The sequence below is a fragment of the Actinoplanes sp. NPDC051475 genome, from assembly GCF_040689425.1.
Taxonomy (GTDB): Bacteria; Actinomycetota; Actinomycetes; order Mycobacteriales; family Micromonosporaceae; genus Actinoplanes.
Map to the genome: position 1 here is coordinate 191,450 of NZ_JBFAZZ010000002.1, position 20,812 is coordinate 212,261.

The following is a 20,812-nucleotide window of genomic DNA, read 5'->3' on the forward strand; positions in this document are numbered from 1 at the left end:
ATGAATTTAGGACCGGTCACTCGTACCGAGCCGCTCGCCGGCCGGGTGATAGCCGAGCTGCGCCACCAGATCACATCGGGGGCGTGGCCGGTCGGCTCCCGCATCCCGACCGAGCCCGAGCTGGTCGCCCAGCTCGGCGTCGCGCGCAACACCGTGCGGGAGGGCGTACGCGCGCTGGCCCACAACGGGCTGCTCGACATCCGGCAGGGCTCGGGCACCTATGTGGCGGCTACCAGCGAGCTGGCCGGCGTGATGCAACGCCGCTTCGCCGCCGCCGACCCCGGGCAGGTCCGCGAGTTGCGCCGGACGCTCGAGGCTGCGGCCGCCGGCTTCGCGGCCCGCCGCCGCACCGACGAGGACCTCGGCCGCCTCGACGCCCTGTACGCCCAGCGCGAGCAGGCCTGGGCCACGGGCGCCCGGGACGCGTTCGTCGACGCCGACGCGGCCTTCCACCGGGCCGTGGTGGCGGCCTCCCACAACGAGGTGCTGACCGAGCTCTACGCCGACCTCGGCGAGGTGATCCGCGAGTCGCTGAGCGGTCACTTCGGCGCGTCGCTGAGCCCCGAGGAGTACATGCAACACCAGGGCCTGCTGGAGGCCATCCGCGCAGGAGACGCCGCGGCCGCCACCGCCGAAGCGTCGCTGATCTCAGGCGGCGATTGAGCGGGCCGGGGCTCGCTCCGCCTCCCCGACTTCCGCCTCCCCGACTTCCGCCTCCCCCACTTCCGCCGCCTCGCTGCGGATCAGCGTAAGCCGGGGCCGGGGGCCGACGCTGACGCTGACCTTGTCGCCGCTCACCCGTAGCTGCCAGACAAGGGCCGCGACGGACGCCAACAGGCAGACGATGCCGGCCGCCCAGATGCTGGACGACACCCCGAAGTGCTCACCCCACCAACCGGCCAGCGACGCACCGACCGGCGTCGTACCGAGGAACACGAGCACGTAGAGCGCCATCACGCGTCCCCGGTACTGCGCGTCGACGCCCATCTGGACCCGGTGGTTGGCAGCCTGGGCGAGGTACATGGAGAAGAAGCCGGTCGGCACCAGCAGGATCATCGCGACGAGGAAGGTCGGCGCGAACCCCACCGCGGTCTCGAAGACGCTGAAGATCAGCGCCGCGCCGAGCACGCGGTAGGCACCCGGCCGGCTGCGACGGCCGCTGCCGGCGAGCGCACCGCAGAGCGCACCCACTGCCAGGGCCGTGGTGAGCAGGCCGAAAGACGACGGCCCGGCGTGGAAGTCGATCTTCGCGAGGGCGGCCAGCGTGACCGGGAAGTTGAAGCCGATCATGCCGATGGCCGCCATGAGCCCGATCGGCAGCAGCAGGTCGTCGCGCTTCCGGACGTACTTCAGCCCGTCGACGATCCTCGTGTCCCCGGCCTTGGGGCGCCGATCGGCGCGATGCAGCTCTGCGGGGCGCATGCGCCAGTAGCTGAAGACCGGCGCGATGGCGAGAACCGTCGCGATGAGGAACACCGGGCCGGTGCCGAACAGCGCGAGCGCCACACCGGCCAGCGCCGGGCCGCCGATCCGGGCGGTGTTGAAGGTGGCCGCGGACAGGGCCAGCGCGTTGGGCAGCAACGGGAGCTCCACCAGCTCCGAGACGAACGACTGCCGGACCGGTGTCTCCACAGCGTTCGCCACGCCGAGCAGCGAGGCGAACAGGAACACGTGCCAGAGCACCACGATCCCGGCCGCGACCAGGATCGCGAAGACGATCGCGGTGATCGCGAAGACCGCGTTGGCGAGGATGAGCAGCTTGCGCTTGTCGTACCGGTCGGCAAGCTTGCCGCCCCAGAGGGTGAGCAGCAGCACGGGCAGGAACTGCAGGGCGGTGACCACGCCGAGCGCTCCCGGCGAGTTGCCGGAGAGGTCGAGCACCAGCCAGTCCTGCGCGGTGAACATCATCCAGACGCCGATCAGCTTCACCAGCTGACCGGTCGCGAAGATTCGGTAGTTAGGGATATGCAGGGACCGGAATGTCGTGCTCAGCACTGCCCGCACTCGGGTGCGCCTCCTCCTCAGTCGTACGCGTCATCGCCGTGTGACGGAACGACAGGAGGCGGGGGCGGTCAGGCCCGGGCGACCTGCTGGAGGATCTGCGCCGCCCGTTCGAGCGTGTCGCGTTCGTCCGGGGTGAGCTCGGCCAGCTGCTTCGCCAGCCACTCGTTGCGAGCCTTCTCGAACTGGGCGTACACGACCCGGCCCTGCTCGGTCGCGGCCAGAATGACCTGGCGGCGATCGGTCGGGTGAGGCGTTCGCGCGACCAGGCCGCGCTCCTCCAACTTGCCGACGATCTTGGTCATCGTCGGCGGCTGCACCCGCTCGACATCGGCGAGCTCACGCGGCGTCAGCGCCCCGGCCAGCTGCAGGCTGGTCAGGGCGGAGAGCTGACTGAACGTCAGATCGCCGACCGGGCGTTCCTGGCGCACCCGGCGGTTGAGCCGGGTGATCGCCTCGCGCAGCCCGACGGCCAGCTGCTCGGCTGAAGTCCGCTCCGCCACCGACCGCTCCATCACGTTAATTAGCCTAGCTAATGAGCTTGGCTAACGACATCCGATACGCCTATGACCGTAGTCACCGGGCACGGTAACGCACCCGGTGACTCACCGCGTCCGTCAGAGCAGCACCGATTCCAGCGGGCCGCGCAGGAAGTAGAGGACGAACAGCACGGCTACGGCGTACAGCAGAGGGTGAACGGCCCTTGATTTGCCCACCGCCAGCTTGATGACCACGTACGAGATGATCCCCGCGCCGATGCCGTTGGAGATCGAGTACGTGAACGGCATGAGGGTGATCGCCAGGAACGCCGGGATGGCGATCTCGTAGTCGGTCCAGTCGATCTGCCGCACGGCCGTCATCATGAGGAAGCCGACGACGACCAGCGCGGTGGACGCCGCCTCGAACGGCACCACCGTGACCAGCGGTGCCAGGAACATCGCCAGCAGGAACAGCACCCCGGTGACCAGGTTCGCAACCCCGGTACGCGCCCCCTCGGCAACACCCGACGCGCTCTCGATGAACGAGGTGTTGCTCGACACGCTCGCCGCGCCGCCCGCCGCGGCCGCGACCGAGTCGACGAGCAGGATCTCCCGGGTCCGCGGCGGCATGCCCTCGGCGTCGAGCAGCCCGCCCTCCTGCCCGACGGCCACCATCGTGCCCATGGTGTCGAAGAAATCGGTGATCAGCAGCGTGAAGACGAACATCAGCACGACCAGCCAGCCGGCCCGGCCCCACGAGTCCAGGACGTTGAACTTGCCGAGCAGCGACAGGTCCGGGGTGTCCACGATCTTCTCGGGAAGCCGGGGCACGTTCAGCGACCAGCCGGCCGGGTTCGGCTTTCCGTCGACGAAAGAGGGGCCGATCTTCGCGATCGCCTCGACCACGATCGCGAGCACCGTGGTCGCCAGGATGCCGATCAGGATCGCGCCCTTCACCCGGCGTACGAAAAGAATCAGGGTGAGCAACAGTCCCAGGCAGAAGACCAGCAGCGGCCAGCTCGTGAGCTTGCCGCCGATGCCCAGCTCGACCGGCACCGTCGTGCCGGAGGCGTCCGGGATGCGCCGCACGAACCCGGCGTCCACCAGGCCGATGATCATGAGGAAGAGGCCGATGCCGACGCCGATGGCCGTCTTCAGCTCGGTCGGCACCGCCCGGAAGACCGCGGTCCGCAGCCCGGTCAGGACCAGGAGGGCGATCACGACACCCTCGATGACCACCAGACCCATCGCGTCGGCCCAGGTCATCTCCGGCGCGATCTCGTACGCCACCAGCGCATTCACCCCGAGCCCCGCGGCGAGCGCCAGCGGGAACCGCGCGACGACGCCCATGAGGATCGTCATGACGCCGGCGACCAGGGCCGTACCGGCCGCGAGGGCGGTGATCGGCAGCTTCGCCCCGGTGGCGTCGACCCCGGCGGCAAGGATCAGCGGGTTGAGCACCACGATGTAGGCCATCGTGAAGAACGTGGCGAACCCGCCCCGGACCTCCCGGCCGACCGTCGAGCCCCGAGCCGAGATCTGAAAGAAACGATCAAAACCATTTCCGGGGGTACGCCCGGACGAGCCGACATTCGCATCGGCGGCAGCAGTGGCCATCGGAGCCCTTCCACGCGGGACATGCGGCGGTTGTTACGGGCATCGAATCAGACCATTGACCTCGGTAAAAGGTCGGAACTGTTACAACCGTCACGCGTCCCCACGGACGATCTCGCGAGACGTACGCTCAACACGTGGCCGACCTCTCCCCCACCCCGCACGCGACCACGCCCGGCACCGGTCCGGAGCGGCACGTACCCGGGCTGGACGCGGTGACCGGCACGAAGCCCAGGCCGGAGCCGCTCGACCCGCCCATGGTGCCGTTCGCGCTGGCCGGCATGGCGGCCTTCGCCGTGGCAGGCGTGGTTCTGCTGCTCGTGCATGCCCCGGACGACTGGCTCTGGACGTGCCTCGCCGGCCTGCTCGTCGGCATCCCCGGCCTGATCACGATGCTCCGCCACGACGCCCACCGGCGCCGCCGCCGCGCGCTCAGTCACCCCGAATTCACGGTGACCGACCAGGGCTGAGCTCCTCGCTCAGCTGTGGCCGTAGTCCTCGGCGGGCTCGCTCGCCTCGACGGAACCGTGTGCCCGGCTGACCGCCACCGCCTCGACCTCGCTGTCGTCGTAGACGGTCGGAAGCTCCTCGACCGGCTGCTCCGAGGTGCCCAGCAGCGCTTCGGAGTGCGCACCGCAGCCGTGGTCGGCGCTGACCGCCCGGCCGTCGTCGGGGGCGTACAGGTTGCCGCAGACGCCGAACATCGTCCGCATCGCCCCGGCGAGCGGCAGGTAGAAGCCGCAGGTGCCGCAGCGGGCCGTGCGGGGTGCCGCGGCGGAGATCGGGGCCTCCGGGCCGGGCTCGCCGTCGTACCACCGCTGGGCCGTCTCCATGCGGCCCTCGAGGGACATCACCCGGGACCGGCCCAGGCCGAGCTCCCAGGAGACCTCCTCCACGGCGGCGTCATCGCTGAGCACGTAGCCGGGCGCGAGCCGATCGTCGTCGGGCGCGGTCGGCATGAGGTCGCCGACGCCGAGGTCGCCGGGCTGCACCCGCTCGTTCCACGGCACCCAGCCGGGGGCGAGCAGCGCATCGGGCCCGGGCAGCAGCACGGTCTCGCAGACGGTGACGTGCCGCGAGCGCGGGACGCGGGTCACGGTCACCGCCCAGCGCCAGCCCTTGTAGCCGGCGAGGTGGCTGTCGAAGAAGTGGGTCACAACCCGGTCGCCTTCGGCCACCGCCTCGAGATGCTCGCCGATATCGGCGGCGTCCACATCGGTGATGGCGCCCCGGGCGACGCCGACCGCATCCGCACAGACCTGGTCGAGTCGGGCGGCACGGTTCCCGGTGGTCCTGGTCGTCACCCGGTCATTGTCCCTCACCCGCCAACCCCGATGGCAACGAGTCCCCCGAATCCGCGTAAGCGGGTCGCGCCGCCCGCCGAATTGGCCTCTCCACGACGCGAACCACCGGCACAGCGCCTCCGGCTGAAGCCGCCGAATTGGCCGCCTCACGACGCGAACCCCGGCACTCCGCGCCCGCGAGGCGACGCGGGTCGCCTCCATGCGACAGGATGGGGCGATGCCGCTGCTTCCCACGATCGGACGCACCGTCGGCACCGGCGTCAAGGCGATGCGGATGCTGGTGCGAGGCGGGCTGCGCGGCAGCGCGTGGGCGACCCGCCGGGTGGGCGACGCCCGCGCCCGCGGCGCGGCCAACGAGATCGGCATGATCCGCCTGTTCGACCTGCACGCGATCTCGTGTGCCGGCGACACGCTCATCGCCATCGGGCTGGCCGGCACGATCTTCTTCAACGTGCCGCTGGGCGAGGCCCGCAGCAAGGTGGCGCTCTATCTGCTCGTGACGATGGTGCCGTTCGCGCTGCTGGCCCCGGTGGTGGGCCCACTGCTCGACCATTTCCGCCACGGCCGCCGGTACGCACTCGCTGTGACCATGCTCGGCCGCGCGTTCCTGGCGTACGTCATCGCGGGCAATTTGCTCGGCTGGGGACTGTATCCGGCCGCGTTCGGCGTGCTGGCTCTGTCCAGGGCGTACGGGGTGGCACGCTCCGCGGCCGTGCCTCGCCTGCTGCCGGAAGGCGTCGGCCTGTCCCAGGTCGGTGCCCGGGCCAGCGTCTACGGCACCTTCGCGGGCGCGGTGGTCGCCCCCATCGGCCTGCTCGCCTTCGAGTTCGGTCCGCAGTGGCCGCTGCGGGTCGCGTCGATCATCTTCGTGATCGGCATGGTGATCTCCCTCCGGTTGCCGCCACGCGCCGACTCCGATCCGCCCGAAGAGGTGCCCCGGCCGTTGCGCACCATGCTGCGCCTGCGCCGCGGTCCGGACCGTCCGCTGTCCGGCAGCCTGGTCATCAACACACTCGTCGGCAGCGCGAGCTTCCGCTGCCTGTACGGCTTCCTCCTGCTCTACCTGGCGTTCGCGGTCAAGGCCGAGGGCCTGGACACCGACTTCTTCGGCCGCGACATCGGCAGCCAGGGCGCGGTGGCCCTGGTCGGCGGCGCACTGGCGGTCGGCACATTCCTGGCCACCGCGATCGGCACCCGCCTGCGCATCCGCCGCCCGGTGGCCCTGCAGTCCAGCGGCCTGACCATCACGGCCGGCGTAGCGGTCCTCGCGGCGATCTTCTTCACCCTGCCGATGGTGGCGCTGCTGTCGCTGGTGGCCTCGATCTTCAGCGGCATCTCCAAGCTCGCGGTGGACGCGAGCATCCAGGAGCGGGTCCCGGAGCGGCTGCGGGCCAGCGCGTTCGCGCACTCGGAGACAGTGCTGATGATCGCCTGGGTGGTCGGCGGCGGGGTCGGCATCATCCCCCTGGACGGCCGCATCGGCATCGCGGTGGCGGCGGTCTTCGCGGTGGCGGCAGCGGTACGAGGCACGATCGTGGCCGGCCGCCTGCACAAGGAACGGCTGCACGGCCGCCCGGACGTCGCGGCGGACGATCCCACGGGAGCCGAGGCGCCCACCGAGACCCCCACCGAGCCGATCCCGACGTCACCTGCCCCGGGCGGCCCGGCGTTCCCGACCGCCCCGGGCGGCCCGGACACTCCTGCGACCGCGGCCCCAGGCGGTTCGGCCGCGACGGCGGCGCGGAAGTCGGGTGCCGCGGCACCCCCGCCCGCGCCCATCTCCAAGCGCCGCCTCTTCTCGCGCTCCGGCGCCAAGGCCCGCAGGCCCCCGGCCCCGCCCACCGACGCACCGCCACCTTCGCTGTCCCCCGCCTCAGCCCCAACCCCGGCGGCAGCCCCGGCATCGGCCTCGGCACCAGCATCGGCGGCGGCCCCGGCACCGAGGCAGCCCGACAACCCGCGGAACGACGACCACTTGGCGCCGCCCGGCTTCCACATCTACCGCCCGTCGTCCGCCAAGAACGGCACCGACCCGGCCCGCGACGAGACCAGCCCGTGACGCCCATCCACCGACTGCTCATCGTCACTGCCGTCGAAGCCGAGGCAGAAGCCATCCGCTCCGGCACCCGCGCCAGCGCCAGCGCCAGCGCCGCGACCGTCCACGTCGCACCCGTCGGCGTCGGCCCGGCCGCGGCAGCCGCCGGCACCGCCCGCCTCCTCGCCCTCGCCGAAGCGCGCGGCACCCTCTACCAGGCCGTACTCAGCGCCGGCATCGCCGGAGGCTTCGCCGGCCGAGCTGACGTCGGCGCGACCGTCCTAGGCGCACGCAGCATCGCGGCCGACCTGGGCGCCGAGACCCCGGACGGCTTCCTGCCCGTCGAGGAGCTCGGCTTCGGCAGCAGCATCGCCGAGGCGGACAAATCTCTCCTCGAGGCCCTGCTCACATCCCTCCCGCACGCCGTCGTCGGGGACGTGCTGACCCTCGCCACGGTCACCGGCACCGCCAGCACCGCCGCCGGTCTGCTGAGCCGCTTCCCCACCGCGGTCGCGGAGGCGATGGAGGGGTACGGCGTGGCCTGCGCGGCCCGGGACGCGGGCGTGCCCTTCGCGGAGCTGCGCACGATCTCCAACGCGGTCGGCCCCCGCGACCGGGCCGCCTGGCGTCTCGCAGAAGCATTCTCCGCTCTCACCGACGCCGCCGCGAAGGCCTGTGGATAACTCTGTGGACGACGCCCCGGGTACGGCCGGTGTGGGGCAGCCGACGTGTGGCGATGCAGACACCCACGCGTACGGGCATCCCGCCGCCCAACCTGGCTACCGTGAGGGACGTGGCGCTTTCTCTGGCGGTTTCGCCCTGCCCCAACGACACCTTCGTCTTCCACGCCCTCGTGCACGGGCTGGTCCCCGGCGCCGAGCCGGTCGACCTCACGTTCGCTGACGTGGACGTGACGAACACCGCGGCCGAGCGCGGCGAGTTCGACCTGGTCAAGGTCAGCTACGCGGCGCTGCCGTGGCTGCTGGACGCGTACGAGCTGCTGCCCTGCGGCGGGGCCCTCGGCCGGGGCTGCGGGCCGCTCGTGCTGACCCGCGAGGGCCACGACGGGGACCTGAGCGGCGCGACCGTGGCCGTGCCCGGTGACCGCACGACGGCATACCTGCTGTTCCGCCTCTGGTCGCAGCAGAACCAGCCGGCGCGCATCGAGGTCGTGCCCTTTCACCGGATCATGCCGGGCGTGGCCGACGGGACGTACGACGCCGGCCTGGTGATCCACGAGGCCCGCTTCACCTACCCGCGCTACAACCTGACCGCGCTGGCCGACCTCGGCGAGTGGTGGGAGGACGACACCGGCCTGCCCATCCCTCTCGGCGCGATCCTCGCCCGCAGGGGCACCGTCGACCCGCACGCGGCCGCCGAGTGGATCCGTACCTCCGTGAGCATGGCCTGGGCCGATCCGGCCGCGAGCCGGGAGTTCGTGCTGGCCAATGCCCAGGAGATGGAGCCCGGGGTGGTCCAGCAGCACATCGGGCTCTACGTCAACGAATTCACGCTGGACCTGGGCAAGGACGGTCTCGCGGCGGCGGACGCCCTGCTGGGCCGGGCCGCCGCAGCCGGGCTGACCCCACCGGTGCCGAGCCTGCTGCCATGACGAAACATGACGAAGGCCGCCCCGAGGGGCGGCCTTCGATCGGGAACGGGGCTCAGACCTCGAGCTCGCTCGCCACCGCGTGCACGAGCTGAGCGATCTTCTGCGCCGCCCGCTTGTCCGGGTAGCGCCCTCGGCGCAGGTCCGGCTGGACCTTCGCCTCCAGAATTTTGATCATGTCTTCCACCATGCCGTGCAGCTCGTCGGCCGGGCGGCGGCGCAGCTCGGCCACCGACGGCGGGGCGTCCAGCACCTTCACGCCCAGCGCCTGGGCGCCCTTGCGGCTGTCCACCACGCCGAACTCGACCCGCTGGCCCGCCCGGAGGTCGGCGACCCCGGACGGCAGGGCACCCTTGGGCAGGAACACGTCCCCGCCCTCGTCGCTGGTGACGAAGCCGAAACCCTTCGCCGCGTCGTACCACTTCACTCGACCCGTGGGCACCGCTGACCTCAACTTCACTCAATGGACTCGATTGCTCACGGCAAGGTTATCGAGCCGCCGGGTCAGGACCCAACCGTTATCTCCCGTAGCAGAACCGGGAGGCCGGTGAGGTCCGGCAGCACGTGCGCCGCACCCACTTCGAGCAGTTCCTGCGCCGAACAGGGTCCGGTCGCCACGCCGATTCCGGGGATGCCCGCCGTCCGGGCGGCGACCATGTCGGCCACGTGGTCGCCCACGTACCAGCGCACGCCGTGCTCGGTGAGCGCCGCGGCCTTGCCCTCCGCGAAAAGATCCCCGGCCAGCTCGTCGTATTCCATGCCGAGGTGCGAGAGGTGCAATGCCGCCAGCCGCCCGAGCTTGGACGTCACGACCACGACCCGAAGATCCTTTTCCCGTACGGCGGCCAGCGCGGCCACCGCCCCCGGCATGGGAACGGTGGGCGCGATGGCGTGCTCGGGGTACAGCGCCCGGTAGGTGGTCACGGCCTCCTCGACGTCCGGCTCGGGGAACCATTCGCTGAGCTCGGTCCGCAGCGGCGGCCCCAGGCGCGTGACCGCGAGATCGGCATCCACGTACACGCCGGTCTTCTCGGTCAGCGCCCGATAGGCCGCGCGGATCCCGGGCCGGGAGTCGATCAGGGTCATGTCCAGGTCGAACCCGACCGCCGACCTCACGGAGTGGTGGTCGGGGTGTACGTCAAGCGCTCCACCGGCAGCGGGAAGGTCTGGTCGTCACCGAATGGCGAAGGGGCGGCCGCACGGTCGCTGATCAGCTCGGATACGGCGAGATGCCCCTCTTTGATCGAGGACTCCCGGCCCGGCTTCTGGGTGGCCGCGCCGGCCTCCACCGCCGTACCCGGCATCTTGTTGTTCGCCCCCACAGTCACTCCCCTTGGTCGCTCAGTCGGCCCAGCCACGCCCCGGGCCCCCGCCAATCGTCCCATGGCGGTTAGCGTTGAGGACGATGGCCACCGCATTCGCCGACCAGCTCCGGTCCCTCTCCGACGACGCCCTGGGCGCGCTCATCCAGTTGCGTCCCGATCTTGTCGTGCCCGTACCCGCCGACATCTCCGCCCTCGCCGTACGAGCTCAGTCCCGCGGCTCGGTGGCCCGCTGCCTGGACGCGCTGGACGAGTTCACGCTCGCCGTGCTGGACGCGGCGCGGCTCAGCCGGGGCGAGGACACCGCGCTGACCTCGGTCTCCGCGATCATGGCGCTGACCGCCGCGGCTTCGCCCGACGACGTGCGGGTGGCCGTCGGGCGGCTGCGAGCCCGGTTCCTGCTGCACGGGCCCGAGGAGGCGCTGCAGGTCGTCGGTGCGGTCGACGAGGTGACCTCGCCGTACCCGGCGGGCCTCGGGCGTCCCGCCGACTACCTGGACGCGCAGGCTGCGGCCCTATGCGCGGACCGGGCCAAGCTGCGCCGTACGGTCCTGGCCGCTCCCCCGGGCGCACGGGCCGTGCTGGACCGGCTCGCTGCGGGCCCCCCGGTCGGCGCCCTGAGCTCGGGCGGCACGGTCGCCGAGCCGGTGCAGTGGCTGATCGACCAGCACATCCTGGTGCCGGTCACGGAGGCCGGCCGCGCTCCCCGGCCCGACGGCGAGCTGGTCGAGCTTCCCCGCGAGGTGGGGTTGCTGCTGCGCCGCGACTCCGGCCCGCTGGGCGAGCTGCGGCCGTTCCCGCCGTCCCCGTCCGGCCCGGTCCGCGACCTCAAGTCCGTCGACTCGGCGGGCGCCGGCCAGGTCATGGAGGCCGTACGCACCACGGAGGCGCTGCTGGAGGCGCTGTCCGGCGAGCCGGCCCCGGTGCTCAAGACCGGTGGTCTGGGCGTACGCGATCTCAAGCGCCTCGCCCGCGCCGCCGGTGCCGACGAGCCGGCCACCGCCCTGCTGCTCGAGGTGGCGTACGCCGCCGGGCTGCTCGGCGAGTCCGACGTCGCCGGCACCGCCCGCGGCGTGACCACCAGCCGGGCGACCGGCGCGGCCGACGAGATCTTCCTCCCCACCGGGGCGTACGACCTCTGGCGGGCGCTCAGCGTCGCCCAGCGCTGGTGGGCGCTGGCCACCGGGTGGCTGGTGATGACTCGCCAGCCGGGGCTGGTCGGGCAGCGCGACGACCGGGACAAGCCGATCAACGCCCTCTCCCCGGACGCCGAGCGGGCGGGCGCCCCGCAGGCCCGCCGGGAGGTGCTGGCCGCGCTCGCCGAGCTGCCGCCGGGCACCGCGCCGGCGGCCGACGACGTGCTGGCCCTGCTCGCCTGGCAGGCACCGCGCCGGGCCCGGGGCCGTGAGCAGACACACCGCGACGCCCTCGCCGGCGCGGCGACCCTGGGCCTGAGCGGGCGGGGGGCGCTCACCTCGTACGGCCGGCTGCTGGAGTCCGGCGACGACCGGGCCGAGGGCGACCCGCTGGGCGCCGGTCCGGGCGGTGAGCGGATGTCGGGGGTGTCCGAGGCGGTCCGGGCCCTCGACGCACTCCTGCCCGCGCCGGTCGACCACGTGCTGGTGCAGGCCGACCTTTCGGTGGTGGTGCCCGGCCCGCCCGAGCCGGAGCTGGCGGCGGAGCTGGAAGTGATCGCCGAGCTGGAGTCGGCGGGCGGCGCGAGCGTGCACCGCGTCACGCCGGCGAGCGTGCGCCGCGCCCTCGACGTCGGGTACGCGGCCACCGACCTGCACGGCCTCCTCCAGCGCCGGTCCCGCACCCCGATCCCGCAGGCGCTCACGTATCTGATCGACGACGCCGCCCGTAAGCACGGCGGCCTGCGCGCCGGGTCGGCCGGTTCCTACGTCCGCAGCGACGACGAGGCGCTGATCGCCGAGGTGCTCGCGGACAAGCGGCTGACCACCGCTTCCCTGCGCAGGCTGGCCCCCACGGTGCTGGTCAGTCCGCTGCAGCTGGCCCGGCTGCTGGGTGCGCTCCGGGACGCCGGTTTCGCCCCGGTCGCCGAGGACGCCGCCGGATCGGCCGTGCTGTCGCGGCCCAAGGTGCGCCGGGCTCCCGGCCGTACACCCGTATCAGCGCGGATCGCAGAGCCCGCCGGACCGCTGCTGGCCGGTCCGCGCCTGGCCGGGGTGGTCGAGCAGATCCGCCGCGGCGACATCGCGACCCGGGCGGCCCGGCGTGCTCCGGTCACCGTGCGGGCCGCGAACGGGCAGAGTGTGCCCGGACTCACGTCGGTGCAGGCGCACACCCAGGCCATGGCCGTGCTGCAGCAGGCCGTCCGGGACAAGGCCAGGGTCTGGGTCGGGTACGTGGACGCGCACGGCGCGACGCTGTCCCGGCTGGTGCGCGCGGTGTCGCTCAGCGCCGGATACCTGCGCGCCGAGGACGAACGGACCGAAACGCTGCATACCTTCGCCCTGCACCGGGTGACCGCGGCCGTGCTGGAGGAGTGACGGCCGGGACCGCGCGCCCCCGTTTCCCCCGCCGCGCGCGATCCGCCGCCGTGTTCCTCGATCGATAAACGCCTACCTGTGCAGCAGGGTTGCACGAGCGGTCAAGGTTTCCCGCATTTGCCGAGGGCCGTGTCAGAGCCGGGGGCCGTGTCACACTGGAGGGTCTTCTCTCGTTCGTGGAAGGGCACCCTGGTGAGCGGCGGACCCCTGATCGTGCAATCCGACAAGACCCTGTTGCTGGAGGTCGACCACCCCGACGCGCAGGCCTGCCGGATGGCCATCGCGCCGTTCGCCGAGCTGGAGCGCTCGCCCGAGCACGTGCACACGTACAGGCTGACCCCGCTCGGCCTGTGGAACGCCCGGGCCGCAGGTCACGACGCCGAGGGCGTCGTCGATTCATTGATCAAGTTCTCCCGTTACCCGGTCCCGCACGCGCTGCTGGTCGACGTCGCCGACACCATGGACCGGTACGGCCGCCTCCAGCTCGCCAACGACCCGACGCACGGGCTCGTCCTGCGCGGGCTGGACAAGATCGTGCTGGTGGAGGTGGCGAAGAGCAAGAAGCTCGCGGGCATGCTCGGCGCCCGCATCGACGACGAGACGATCGTCGTGCACCCCTCCGAGCGCGGCCGCCTCAAGCAGGCGCTGCTCAAGCTCGGCTGGCCGGCCGAGGACCTGGCCGGGTACGTGGACGGCGAGGCGCACGAGATCGAGCTGGCCGAGGACGGCTGGACGCTGCGGTCGTACCAGCAGGAGGCGGTGGAGGGCTTCTGGGCCGGTGGCTCCGGCGTGGTGGTGCTGCCCTGCGGCGCCGGCAAGACGCTGGTCGGTGCCGCCGCGATGGCCACGGCCAAGGCGACGACGCTGATCCTGGTGACCAACACGGTCGCCGGCCGGCAGTGGAAGCGCGAGCTGGTCGCCCGTACGTCGCTGACCGAGGAGGAGATCGGCGAGTACTCGGGCGAACGCAAGGAGATCCGCCCGGTCACCATCGCGACGTACCAGGTGCTCACCTCCCGCCGCGGCGGCGCCTTCACCCACCTCGACCTCTTCGGCGCCCGCGACTGGGGCCTGGTCATCTACGACGAGGTGCACCTGCTGCCGGCGCCGATCTTCCGTTTCACGGCCGACCTGCAGGCCCGCCGCCGCCTGGGCCTGACCGCGACCCTGGTCCGGGAGGACGGCCGCGAGGGCGACGTCTTCTCGCTCATCGGACCGAAGCGCTACGACGCGCCCTGGAAGGACATCGAGGCGCAGGGCTGGATCGCCCCCGCGGAGTGCACCGAGGTCCGGGTGACGCTGACGGACGCGGAGCGCATGGCGTACGCGGTGACCGACGCGGAGGAGCGCTACCGGGTCGCGGCCACCGCTCGTACGAAGCTGCCCGTGGTCCGCGCCTTGGTGGAGAAGCATGCGGGCGACCAGACGCTGGTGATCGGCGGCTACATCGACCAGCTGCACCAGCTGGGTGAGTACCTCGACGCCCCGATCGTGCAGGGCTCGACCACCAACAAGGAGCGGGAGCGGCTCTTCGACGAGTTCCGCGCCGGCAACCTGCGCACGCTGGTCATCTCCAAGGTGGGCAACTTCAGCATCGACCTGCCCGAGGCGGCGGTGGCGATCCAGGTGTCCGGCACGTTCGGCTCCCGCCAGGAGGAGGCACAGCGTCTGGGCCGGGTGCTGCGGCCGAAGGCGGACGGGCGCCAGGCCCACTTCTACACCGTGGTGTCCCGGGACACGATCGACACCGAGTACGCGGCGCACCGGCAGCGGTTCCTGGCGGAGCAGGGGTACGCGTACACGATCGTCGACGCCGACGACGTGCTGGGGCCGCCCCTTCCGCAGATCGACTGAACCGCCGACCGGGGTCGGCTCACTCGGTCGCAGTCGGCCTGGCCGGCTCCTTGGGCCGCTGGGTGGGCGGTTCTGTGGGCTCCTCGTTGGGCGGCTCGGTGGCCGTCTCGGTGGCCTGCTCATCGAGGCCGGCGGGCGGCTCGTCGGGGTCGGCCGGGAAGACCGAGGACGCGGGCTGGGGAACCACCACCGCAGGCTCCGAATCGGGAACGTCGCTGCTGAGCAGGAACGCGCCGCCGAGGCAGCCGAGGACGACCACGAAGGCGAGGGCGAACGCGCCGGCGATCAGCGCCCGGACCCACGGAGCGGTACCCGTCCCGGGCCGGCGCGACAGCGGAGGCGGCGCCAGCGGCGGTCCGCCGACGAACGGCGGCGGCGCACTCGTCGGCGCGCGGAAGCCCTGTCCCGGCCCGCTCGGCGGGAACGGCCCCGGCCGGGTCCGGCGCAGATCGTCCGGCGGCGGAATCACGGCAGCGGGCTGCGGCGGCGCATAGGGCTGCGGCGCCGGCATCGCCGCCGGCACCCAGACCGGCGGCACCGAGGCCGGAGCGGGAGCCACCGACGCCGGGGCCGGGGCCGGGGCCGCAGCCGCCGCGGCTGGGGCGCCGGCGGCTGCCACCATCGCGGCCACTTCCGACGTGTCCACCAGCGCGGTCCGCTCGGCCCGGCCGCTGAAGCGCGACGACGACGCGAACGTCACCGTCCCGGCGAAGACCCGGCCACCGGCATCCGGCCCCGCGCCGGACGGCATCGGCGCCGATCCCACGGAGACCGCCGGCAGCGGCACGGTCGGTTCCGGCAGCCCCGCCTCCTCGTACGCCGCCGCGGCCACGACCTCCGGGCTGCCGAGCCGCTCCAGCACGTGCAGCAGCTCCGCCTCCGAGGACACTCCCCGCTCGGCGCGCTCGTTGACGATGTGCGCCTCAAGGTCGCCGAGCAGTTCGCGCCGCTGGAGGACAGGCAGGCCGTGCAGCCGCTGTTCGATCTCGTGCAGGTACTCGGCGACGACGTCGTCGATTCTGTCGCTGCTCATTCCCCACCGGTCCCTACGAGACGGTCGACGGTCTGTCGAAACGAAACCCATTCCGTGCGGAAGTGCTCGAGTGCCGACCGGCCGCTGTCGGTGAGGGCGTAGTAGCGCCGGGGTGGGCCCGACGGGGACTCGCTCCACTTGCTGTCGAGCCAGCCGACCCGGCGCAGCCGGGACAGCAACGGGTAGATGGTGCCTTCCGAGGCCGCGAGGTTGCTCTCGTCGCCGAAGCGCCGCACGATCTCGGTGCCGTACCGGTCCTCGTGCTCGACCATGGCCAGCACGCAGAACTCCAGGGTCCCGCGCCGCAGGCCGGTCGAGAGCTGCGCCACGTCTGCCATGCGGCACACGGTACCTTGCGTCGCAAGGTACCTCAAGAAGTCACGGCAGCGCGGGTCCGGGCTCCAGCAGATCCTCGAGCAGATCACCGTACGCATCGACGCGCTCAAGTACCTCCGTGGCGCCGAACTGCCGCGCGGGCTCGTCCCCCAGCGCCATCGCGGCCACCTCGTCCCAGGTGAGCGGCGTGGACGCGGTCGGCGCCTCCTGGGCCCGCAGCGAGTACGGCGCCACAGTCGTCTTCGCGGCGGCGTTCTGACTCCAGTCGATGAACACCTTGCCGGGCCGGATCGCGCGGGCCATCTTCGCCGTGATCGAGCCCGGCACCTGCGCGGACAACTCCTCGGCGACCCTCTTGGCGTAGCCGGACACGGTCTCGGAGTCCTGGGTGCCGGAGATCGGCACGCACAGCTGCATGCCCTTCTTGCCCGACGTCTTCGGGTACGCGCTCAGCCCGTCCACGGCGAGCCGATCCCGCATGAGCATCGCCACCGCGCAGCACTCCTTAAGCCCCGCCGGCGCACCCGGGTCCAGGTCCACCACCATCAGGTCCGGGTGCTCGCCGATCCGCCACTGCGGGGTGTGCAGCTCGAGCGACGCCAGGTTCGCGACCCACACGAGGGTCGCCAGCTCGTCGACGACCACGAAGTCGATGGTCTCCCGGGACTTGGTGGACCCCGGAACGGGCAGCGTCTCCAGGCGTACCCATGAAGGGGTCCCGCCCGGCGCGTTCTTCTCGAAGAAGTGGGCGCCCTCGACACCGTTGGGATAGCGGATCCGGGTGAGGGCGCGGCCCCGCAGGTGCGGCAGCAGCACCGGCGCCATGCGCGTGTAGTAGTCGATGACCTCGCCCTTGGTGAAGCCCGCGGCCGGGTACATGAGCTTGTCCAAGTTCGACAGTTCCAGGTCGCGACCGTCGATCTGGACGGCGAAGCGCTCACCCACCATCGTCGTCCTCCTCCACGCATTCCGCGGGCGTCTTGTCCGGGCGCAGCCGCAGGAAGCGTGGGAACCGCAACCGGCCGTCCGGCGTACGGTTGCCGTAGCGCACCTCGACCACCAGCTCCGGGCTTACCCAGTGGGCGCCGCGCGCATCCTCCCTGGGCACCGCACCGGCCGCGAACGGGGATTCGGGGGTGGCCAGGGGCGCCAGCACGGACAGCAGCTCGCGTTCCGCCGCCCCGCCGATCCCGCCGCCGACCCGGCCCCGGAAGCGCAGCCGGCCGCCCGGTCCCGGCAGGCCGACCAACAGGCCGCCGAGCCGCCGGGCCCCGGACCGCCACCCGCCGATCACGTAGTCGCCGGTCCGGTCGAACTTCACCTTGACCCAGTCGGGCGAGCGGACTCCCGGCACGTACGGCGTGTCCAGCCGCTTGGCGACCACGCCCTCGAGGCTGTTCTCGCGTGCGGCCGCCGCGGTCGCCCGCCCGTCGGTGAAGGCGGGTGGCACCATCCACGGCCCCGAGCCCAGGTCCAGCTCCTCGAGGCGGGCGCGCCGCTGCTGGTACGGGAGGTCGAGCAGCGGCTCCCCCGCGTACCGAAGCAGATCGAAGATCATGTACGTGACCGGCAGTGTGACCGCCAAGCGGGCCGCCTTGCCGGGGTCCCGGACGTGCATCCGCTCGGCAAGCGAGGTGAAGGACGGCCGTCCGGCCGAGTCGAGGACCACCATTTCGCCGTCGAGGAGTGAATCGGGCGGCAATGCCAGCGCGGCGATCTCCGGATAGGCGAGGCTCACGGAGGTGCCCGAACGGGCCCACAGCCGCGGCGCACCGCCGGAGAACGAGGAGAGGACCCGGACGCCGTCCCACTTGAACTCGTAGCTCCAGCCCGCGCCGAGCGGGAGCGGCCCCGCCGTCGCGAGCATGGGAGACAACGGCGCACCCGGCACCTGATCACCATAGGCAGGCACGAACACCTTACGCAGGGGTCTCGGTGATGCAATCCTTGATCGAGCGGCTGCTCAACGGGGGTAGGAGGCGACAATGCGGGCGATCTGGAAGGGCGCGGTCTCGTTCGGGCTGGTGTCGATCGCTGTCAAGCTGTACTCGGCCACCGAGGAGAAGGACATCCGGTTCCACCAGGTGCACCGCACCGACGGCGGCCGGATCAAGTACCAGCGGACCTGCTCGGTCGACGGCGAGGTGGTCAGCTACGACGACATCGCCAAGGGGTACGACCTCGGCGGCGGCGAGATGGTCATCCTCACCGACGAGGACTTCGCCGAACTGCCACTCACTACATCCCGGGCGATCGACGTGCTGCAGTTCGTGCCGGCCGACCAGATCGACCCGCTGCTGTTCGCCAAGGCGTACTACCTCGAGCCCGAGGGGCAGGCCGCGAAGCCGTACGTGCTGCTGCGCGACGCCCTGACCGAGGCCGACCGGGTCGCGATCGTCAAGATCGCCCTGCGCCAGCGGGAGCAGCTCGCCACCCTGCGCGTCCACGACGACGTCCTGGTGCTCAACACCATGCTTTGGCCCGACGAGGTACGCACCCCCGACTTCGGCTTCCTGGACGACGACATCGAGACCCGTCCCGCGGAGCTGGCGATGGCGTCGTCGCTGATCGACTCGATGGCCGGCAGCTTCAAGCCCGAGGAGTTCACCGACAACTACCGGGCGGCGCTGCAAGAGGTCATCGACGCCAAGGTGGAGGGCCGCGAGATCGTCGCGCCCGAGGAGGCCGAGGAGGCCCCGGCGGCCGCGGTCGACCTCATGGCCGCGCTGAAGGCCTCGGTCGAGCGGGCGAAGAAGGCCCGTGGCGAGAAGCCGGAGGAGCGGGCGCGCGCCGTCGAGGCGACGCCGATGCCCAAGAAGAAGGCCACGCCGGCCAAGAAGAGCGCACCGGCGAAGAAGGCGCCACCGGCGAAGAAGGCAACCAAGGCGACGAAGAAGACCGCCTGATTAACTGGTCCGCGTGGGATTGACGTGGGCTGAGTCTTATCTGGGTCGGGTTCGCAGCAGTGTCGGTGATTCGGACACCCTGCTGTTCGTCGGTGCGCGGGGTGTGATCCTCGACGACCATGGGCGGCTGCTGCTGATCCAACGCTCCGACAACCGGCGCTGGGCCATCCCGGCCGGCGCGATGGAGCTCGGCGAGAGCATGGAGGAGTGCGCGGTCCGTGAGGTCTGGGAGGAGACCGGCCTGCGAGCCACCTCGCTGACGCCGTTCGCCTTTTACAGCGCGTACACGTACACCAACGAGTGGGGACACACGTACCAGCAGATCCTCATGTCGTTCCGGATCCACGAGTGGGAGGGCGAGCTGCAGAAGGTGACGGACGAGTCGGTCGACGCCGGCTTCTTCCCGCTCGACGCGCTGCCCGGTCCCCGCTCGCGGATCATCGACGAAACCCTCGCCGACCTCGCATCCTTCGAGAGCACGGGCCGCATGGTCCTGAAATAGCGTGGACCTCACTCCCCTGCGCACCTCCCGCGACTTCCGACTCGTCTTCGCCGGCGGGGCGGTCTCCGGCTTCGGGTCGTTCATCACGTACGTCACCATCCCGTACCAGGTAGCGGCGATCACCGACGACCCGTTGATGGTCGGGCTGCTGGGCGTGTGTGAGCTCGTACCCCTGCTGTTCATGGCCTTCGTCGGCGGCGCCCTCGCCGACTTCCTGGACCGCCGCCTGCTGGTCCGCGGCGGCGAACTGGCGCTCGCGGCGCTGTGCGGGGTGCTGCTGCTCAACGCCCTGTCCGCAAAGCCGCACTTGTGGCTGCTGTTCGTGATCGCCGCCCTGACGGCCGCGGTGGACGGCCTGCAACGCCCGGCGCTCGAGGCGATGATCCCGAGGCTGGTACGGCCGGAGGAGCTCCCGGCGACCATGGCCCTGAACTCCCTCGGCATGCAGATCGCCCAGCTCGGCGGCCCGGCCCTGGCCGGCGTCCTCATCGCGTCGGTCGACCTCTCCCTGGTGTACGCGTTCGACCTGCTCACCTTCGCCGTATCGGTGACCTGCCTGACGCTGGCCAAGGCGGTCCCGCCGCCAGCGGACGCGGACCGCCCGTCGCTGCGGTCCGTGGCCACCGGCCTGCGCTACGCCCGCAGCCGCCCCGAGCTGCTCGGCACGTACCTGGTCGACATCAACGCCATGTTCTTCGGCATGCCGCAGGCGCTCTACCCGTTCCTCGCCACCCAGCTCGGCGGCCCCAAGATCCTGGGTCTGCTGTACGCGGCGCCGGCGGTCGGTTCCCTGCTGGCGACCCTCGGCTCGGGCTGGACCGGCCGCATCCACCGCCACGGCCTGATGGTGATCGTCGCGGCGGCCTTGTGGGGCGTGGGCATCGTCGGCGTGGGCCTGTCGAACACCCTCTGGCTGACGCTCTGCTGCCTGGCCTTCGCGGGCGCGGCGGACATGGTGTCGGGCATCTTCCGCTCGATCATCTGGAGCCAGACCATCCCCGACCACCTCCGCGGCCGCCTCGCCGGCATCGAGATGCTGTCCTACACCACCGGCCCGCTGCTCGGACAGCTGCGCTCGGGCCTGATGGCCCGCACCCGCTTGGGGGTGGGCGGCTCGATCTGGGTGGGCGGCGCACTCTGCATCATCGGTACGGCCACACTCGCGGTGGCCCTGCCGACGTTCCTCCGGTACGACGGCAAGGACGGCATGGCGCGCAAGAAGGCCGAGGACGACGCGTGGGCAGCGGGCGCCGGAGCCCGTTCCTGACCGGCCCTTCCGACGCGGTTCCTCCTCGGCCCGGCCG

21 protein-coding genes are annotated in these 20,812 nt (G+C 71.9%); 10 read left to right on the top strand and 11 right to left on the bottom strand.

The annotated features are described in order from the left end of the window. Complete coding sequence (locus AB0368_RS05410; RefSeq protein WP_366152559.1) at positions 1 to 663, top strand: FCD domain-containing protein; 663 nt, start codon at positions 1 to 3, stop codon at positions 661 to 663. On the opposite strand, the gene AB0368_RS05415 is transcribed toward AB0368_RS05410, so the two are convergent. The 3 genes from AB0368_RS05415 to AB0368_RS05425 form a co-directional block, all read right to left on the bottom strand. Continuing rightward, the gene (locus AB0368_RS05415; RefSeq protein WP_366152560.1) at positions 649 to 2,004 is read right to left on the bottom strand and encodes an MFS transporter; all 1,356 of its coding nucleotides are present in this window, start codon (positions 2,002 to 2,004) and stop codon (positions 649 to 651) included. The genes AB0368_RS05410 and AB0368_RS05415 overlap by 15 nt on opposite strands. Positions 2,005 to 2,072: 68 nt before the next feature. Beyond that, positions 2,073 to 2,516: a MarR family transcriptional regulator gene (locus tag AB0368_RS05420; RefSeq protein WP_366152907.1), complete on the bottom strand. Its 444-nt coding sequence runs from the start codon at positions 2,514 to 2,516 to the stop codon at positions 2,073 to 2,075. A gap of 102 nt (positions 2,517 to 2,618) precedes the next feature. Further along, positions 2,619 to 4,097, bottom strand: coding sequence for an NCS2 family permease (locus AB0368_RS05425; protein ID WP_366152561.1), 1,479 nt, complete (start codon positions 4,095 to 4,097; stop codon positions 2,619 to 2,621). Between the two features lie 254 nt (positions 4,098 to 4,351). On the opposite strand from AB0368_RS05425, the gene AB0368_RS05430 reads away from it, so the two are divergent. Continuing rightward, positions 4,352 to 4,564 (top strand): DUF2530 domain-containing protein, encoded by a 213-nt coding sequence (locus AB0368_RS05430; protein WP_366152908.1) that lies wholly within the window; start codon positions 4,352 to 4,354, stop codon positions 4,562 to 4,564. 9 nt (positions 4,565 to 4,573) lie between these two features. On the opposite strand, the gene AB0368_RS05435 is transcribed toward AB0368_RS05430, so the two are convergent. Then, on the bottom strand, positions 4,574 to 5,416 hold the full coding sequence (locus tag AB0368_RS05435) for a DUF3027 domain-containing protein (RefSeq protein ID WP_366152562.1): 843 nt from the start codon (positions 5,414 to 5,416) through the stop codon (positions 4,574 to 4,576). 199 nt (positions 5,417 to 5,615) lie between these two features. Here AB0368_RS05435 and AB0368_RS05440 point away from each other — a divergent pair, with 199 nt between their 5' ends. From AB0368_RS05440 to AB0368_RS05450, 3 genes are all read left to right on the top strand, one after another. Next, on the top strand, positions 5,616 to 7,457 hold the full coding sequence (locus tag AB0368_RS05440) for an MFS transporter (protein ID WP_366152563.1): 1,842 nt from the start codon (positions 5,616 to 5,618) through the stop codon (positions 7,455 to 7,457). A gap of 5 nt (positions 7,458 to 7,462) precedes the next feature. Continuing rightward, entirely contained in the window at positions 7,463 to 8,116 is a 654-nt protein-coding gene (locus tag AB0368_RS05445; RefSeq protein WP_366152909.1) for a futalosine hydrolase, read from the top strand. A 110-nt stretch (positions 8,117 to 8,226) separates the two neighbouring features. Beyond that, entirely contained in the window at positions 8,227 to 9,045 is an 819-nt protein-coding gene (locus AB0368_RS05450) for a 1,4-dihydroxy-6-naphthoate synthase (protein WP_366152564.1), read from the top strand. A gap of 52 nt (positions 9,046 to 9,097) precedes the next feature. Here the strand turns inward: AB0368_RS05450 and AB0368_RS05455 are convergent, their stop codons facing one another. From AB0368_RS05455 to AB0368_RS05465, 3 genes are all read right to left on the bottom strand, one after another. Beyond that, the gene (locus tag AB0368_RS05455) at positions 9,098 to 9,484 is read right to left on the bottom strand and encodes a cold-shock protein (protein WP_366152565.1); all 387 of its coding nucleotides are present in this window, start codon (positions 9,482 to 9,484) and stop codon (positions 9,098 to 9,100) included. A gap of 62 nt (positions 9,485 to 9,546) precedes the next feature. After that, positions 9,547 to 10,158 (bottom strand): HAD family hydrolase, encoded by a 612-nt coding sequence (locus AB0368_RS05460; protein WP_366152566.1) that lies wholly within the window; start codon positions 10,156 to 10,158, stop codon positions 9,547 to 9,549. Then, the gene (locus AB0368_RS05465) at positions 10,155 to 10,364 is read right to left on the bottom strand and encodes a hypothetical protein (RefSeq protein WP_366152567.1); all 210 of its coding nucleotides are present in this window, start codon (positions 10,362 to 10,364) and stop codon (positions 10,155 to 10,157) included. The genes AB0368_RS05460 and AB0368_RS05465 overlap by 4 nt, the downstream gene beginning before the upstream one ends. Positions 10,365 to 10,447: 83 nt before the next feature. Here AB0368_RS05465 and AB0368_RS05470 point away from each other — a divergent pair, with 83 nt between their 5' ends. Next, positions 10,448 to 12,877, top strand: a complete 2,430-nt coding sequence (locus tag AB0368_RS05470) for a helicase-associated domain-containing protein (protein ID WP_366152568.1) — start codon at positions 10,448 to 10,450, stop codon at positions 12,875 to 12,877. Positions 12,878 to 13,069: 192 nt separating this feature from the next. Continuing rightward, entirely contained in the window at positions 13,070 to 14,731 is a 1,662-nt protein-coding gene (locus tag AB0368_RS05475) for a DNA repair helicase XPB (protein WP_366152569.1), read from the top strand. A gap of 19 nt (positions 14,732 to 14,750) precedes the next feature. Here AB0368_RS05475 and AB0368_RS05480 read toward each other — a convergent pair whose 3' ends face one another. The 4 genes from AB0368_RS05480 to ligD (AB0368_RS05495) are packed head-to-tail and all read right to left on the bottom strand — an operon-like array spanning position 14,751 to position 17,991. Continuing rightward, positions 14,751 to 15,764, bottom strand: coding sequence for a hypothetical protein (locus AB0368_RS05480; protein WP_366152570.1), 1,014 nt, complete (start codon positions 15,762 to 15,764; stop codon positions 14,751 to 14,753). Beyond that, on the bottom strand, positions 15,761 to 16,102 hold the full coding sequence (locus AB0368_RS05485; protein ID WP_366152571.1) for a PadR family transcriptional regulator: 342 nt from the start codon (positions 16,100 to 16,102) through the stop codon (positions 15,761 to 15,763). The genes AB0368_RS05480 and AB0368_RS05485 overlap by 4 nt, the downstream gene beginning before the upstream one ends. Positions 16,103 to 16,142: 40 nt before the next feature. Continuing rightward, on the bottom strand, positions 16,143 to 17,045 hold the full coding sequence (ligD, locus tag AB0368_RS05490; protein WP_366152910.1) for a non-homologous end-joining DNA ligase: 903 nt from the start codon (positions 17,043 to 17,045) through the stop codon (positions 16,143 to 16,145). Beyond that, complete coding sequence (gene ligD, locus AB0368_RS05495; RefSeq protein ID WP_366152572.1) at positions 17,038 to 17,991, bottom strand: non-homologous end-joining DNA ligase; 954 nt, start codon at positions 17,989 to 17,991, stop codon at positions 17,038 to 17,040. Before ligD (AB0368_RS05495) ends, ligD (AB0368_RS05490) begins: the two co-directional genes overlap by 8 nt. Positions 17,992 to 18,085: 94 nt before the next feature. Between ligD (AB0368_RS05495) and AB0368_RS05500 the strand changes: the two genes are divergently transcribed. Genes AB0368_RS05500 through AB0368_RS05510 form a run of 3 tightly spaced genes read left to right on the top strand, consistent with a single transcriptional unit; the run spans position 18,086 to position 20,775 of the window. Beyond that, the gene (locus tag AB0368_RS05500) at positions 18,086 to 19,006 is read left to right on the top strand and encodes a Ku protein (protein WP_366152573.1); all 921 of its coding nucleotides are present in this window, start codon (positions 18,086 to 18,088) and stop codon (positions 19,004 to 19,006) included. Positions 19,007 to 19,019: 13 nt separating this feature from the next. Next, complete coding sequence (locus tag AB0368_RS05505) at positions 19,020 to 19,508, top strand: NUDIX domain-containing protein (RefSeq protein WP_366152574.1); 489 nt, start codon at positions 19,020 to 19,022, stop codon at positions 19,506 to 19,508. A 1-nt stretch (position 19,509) separates the two neighbouring features. Further along, entirely contained in the window at positions 19,510 to 20,775 is a 1,266-nt protein-coding gene (locus tag AB0368_RS05510; protein WP_366152575.1) for an MFS transporter, read from the top strand. Positions 20,776 to 20,812 lie beyond the last annotated feature (37 nt).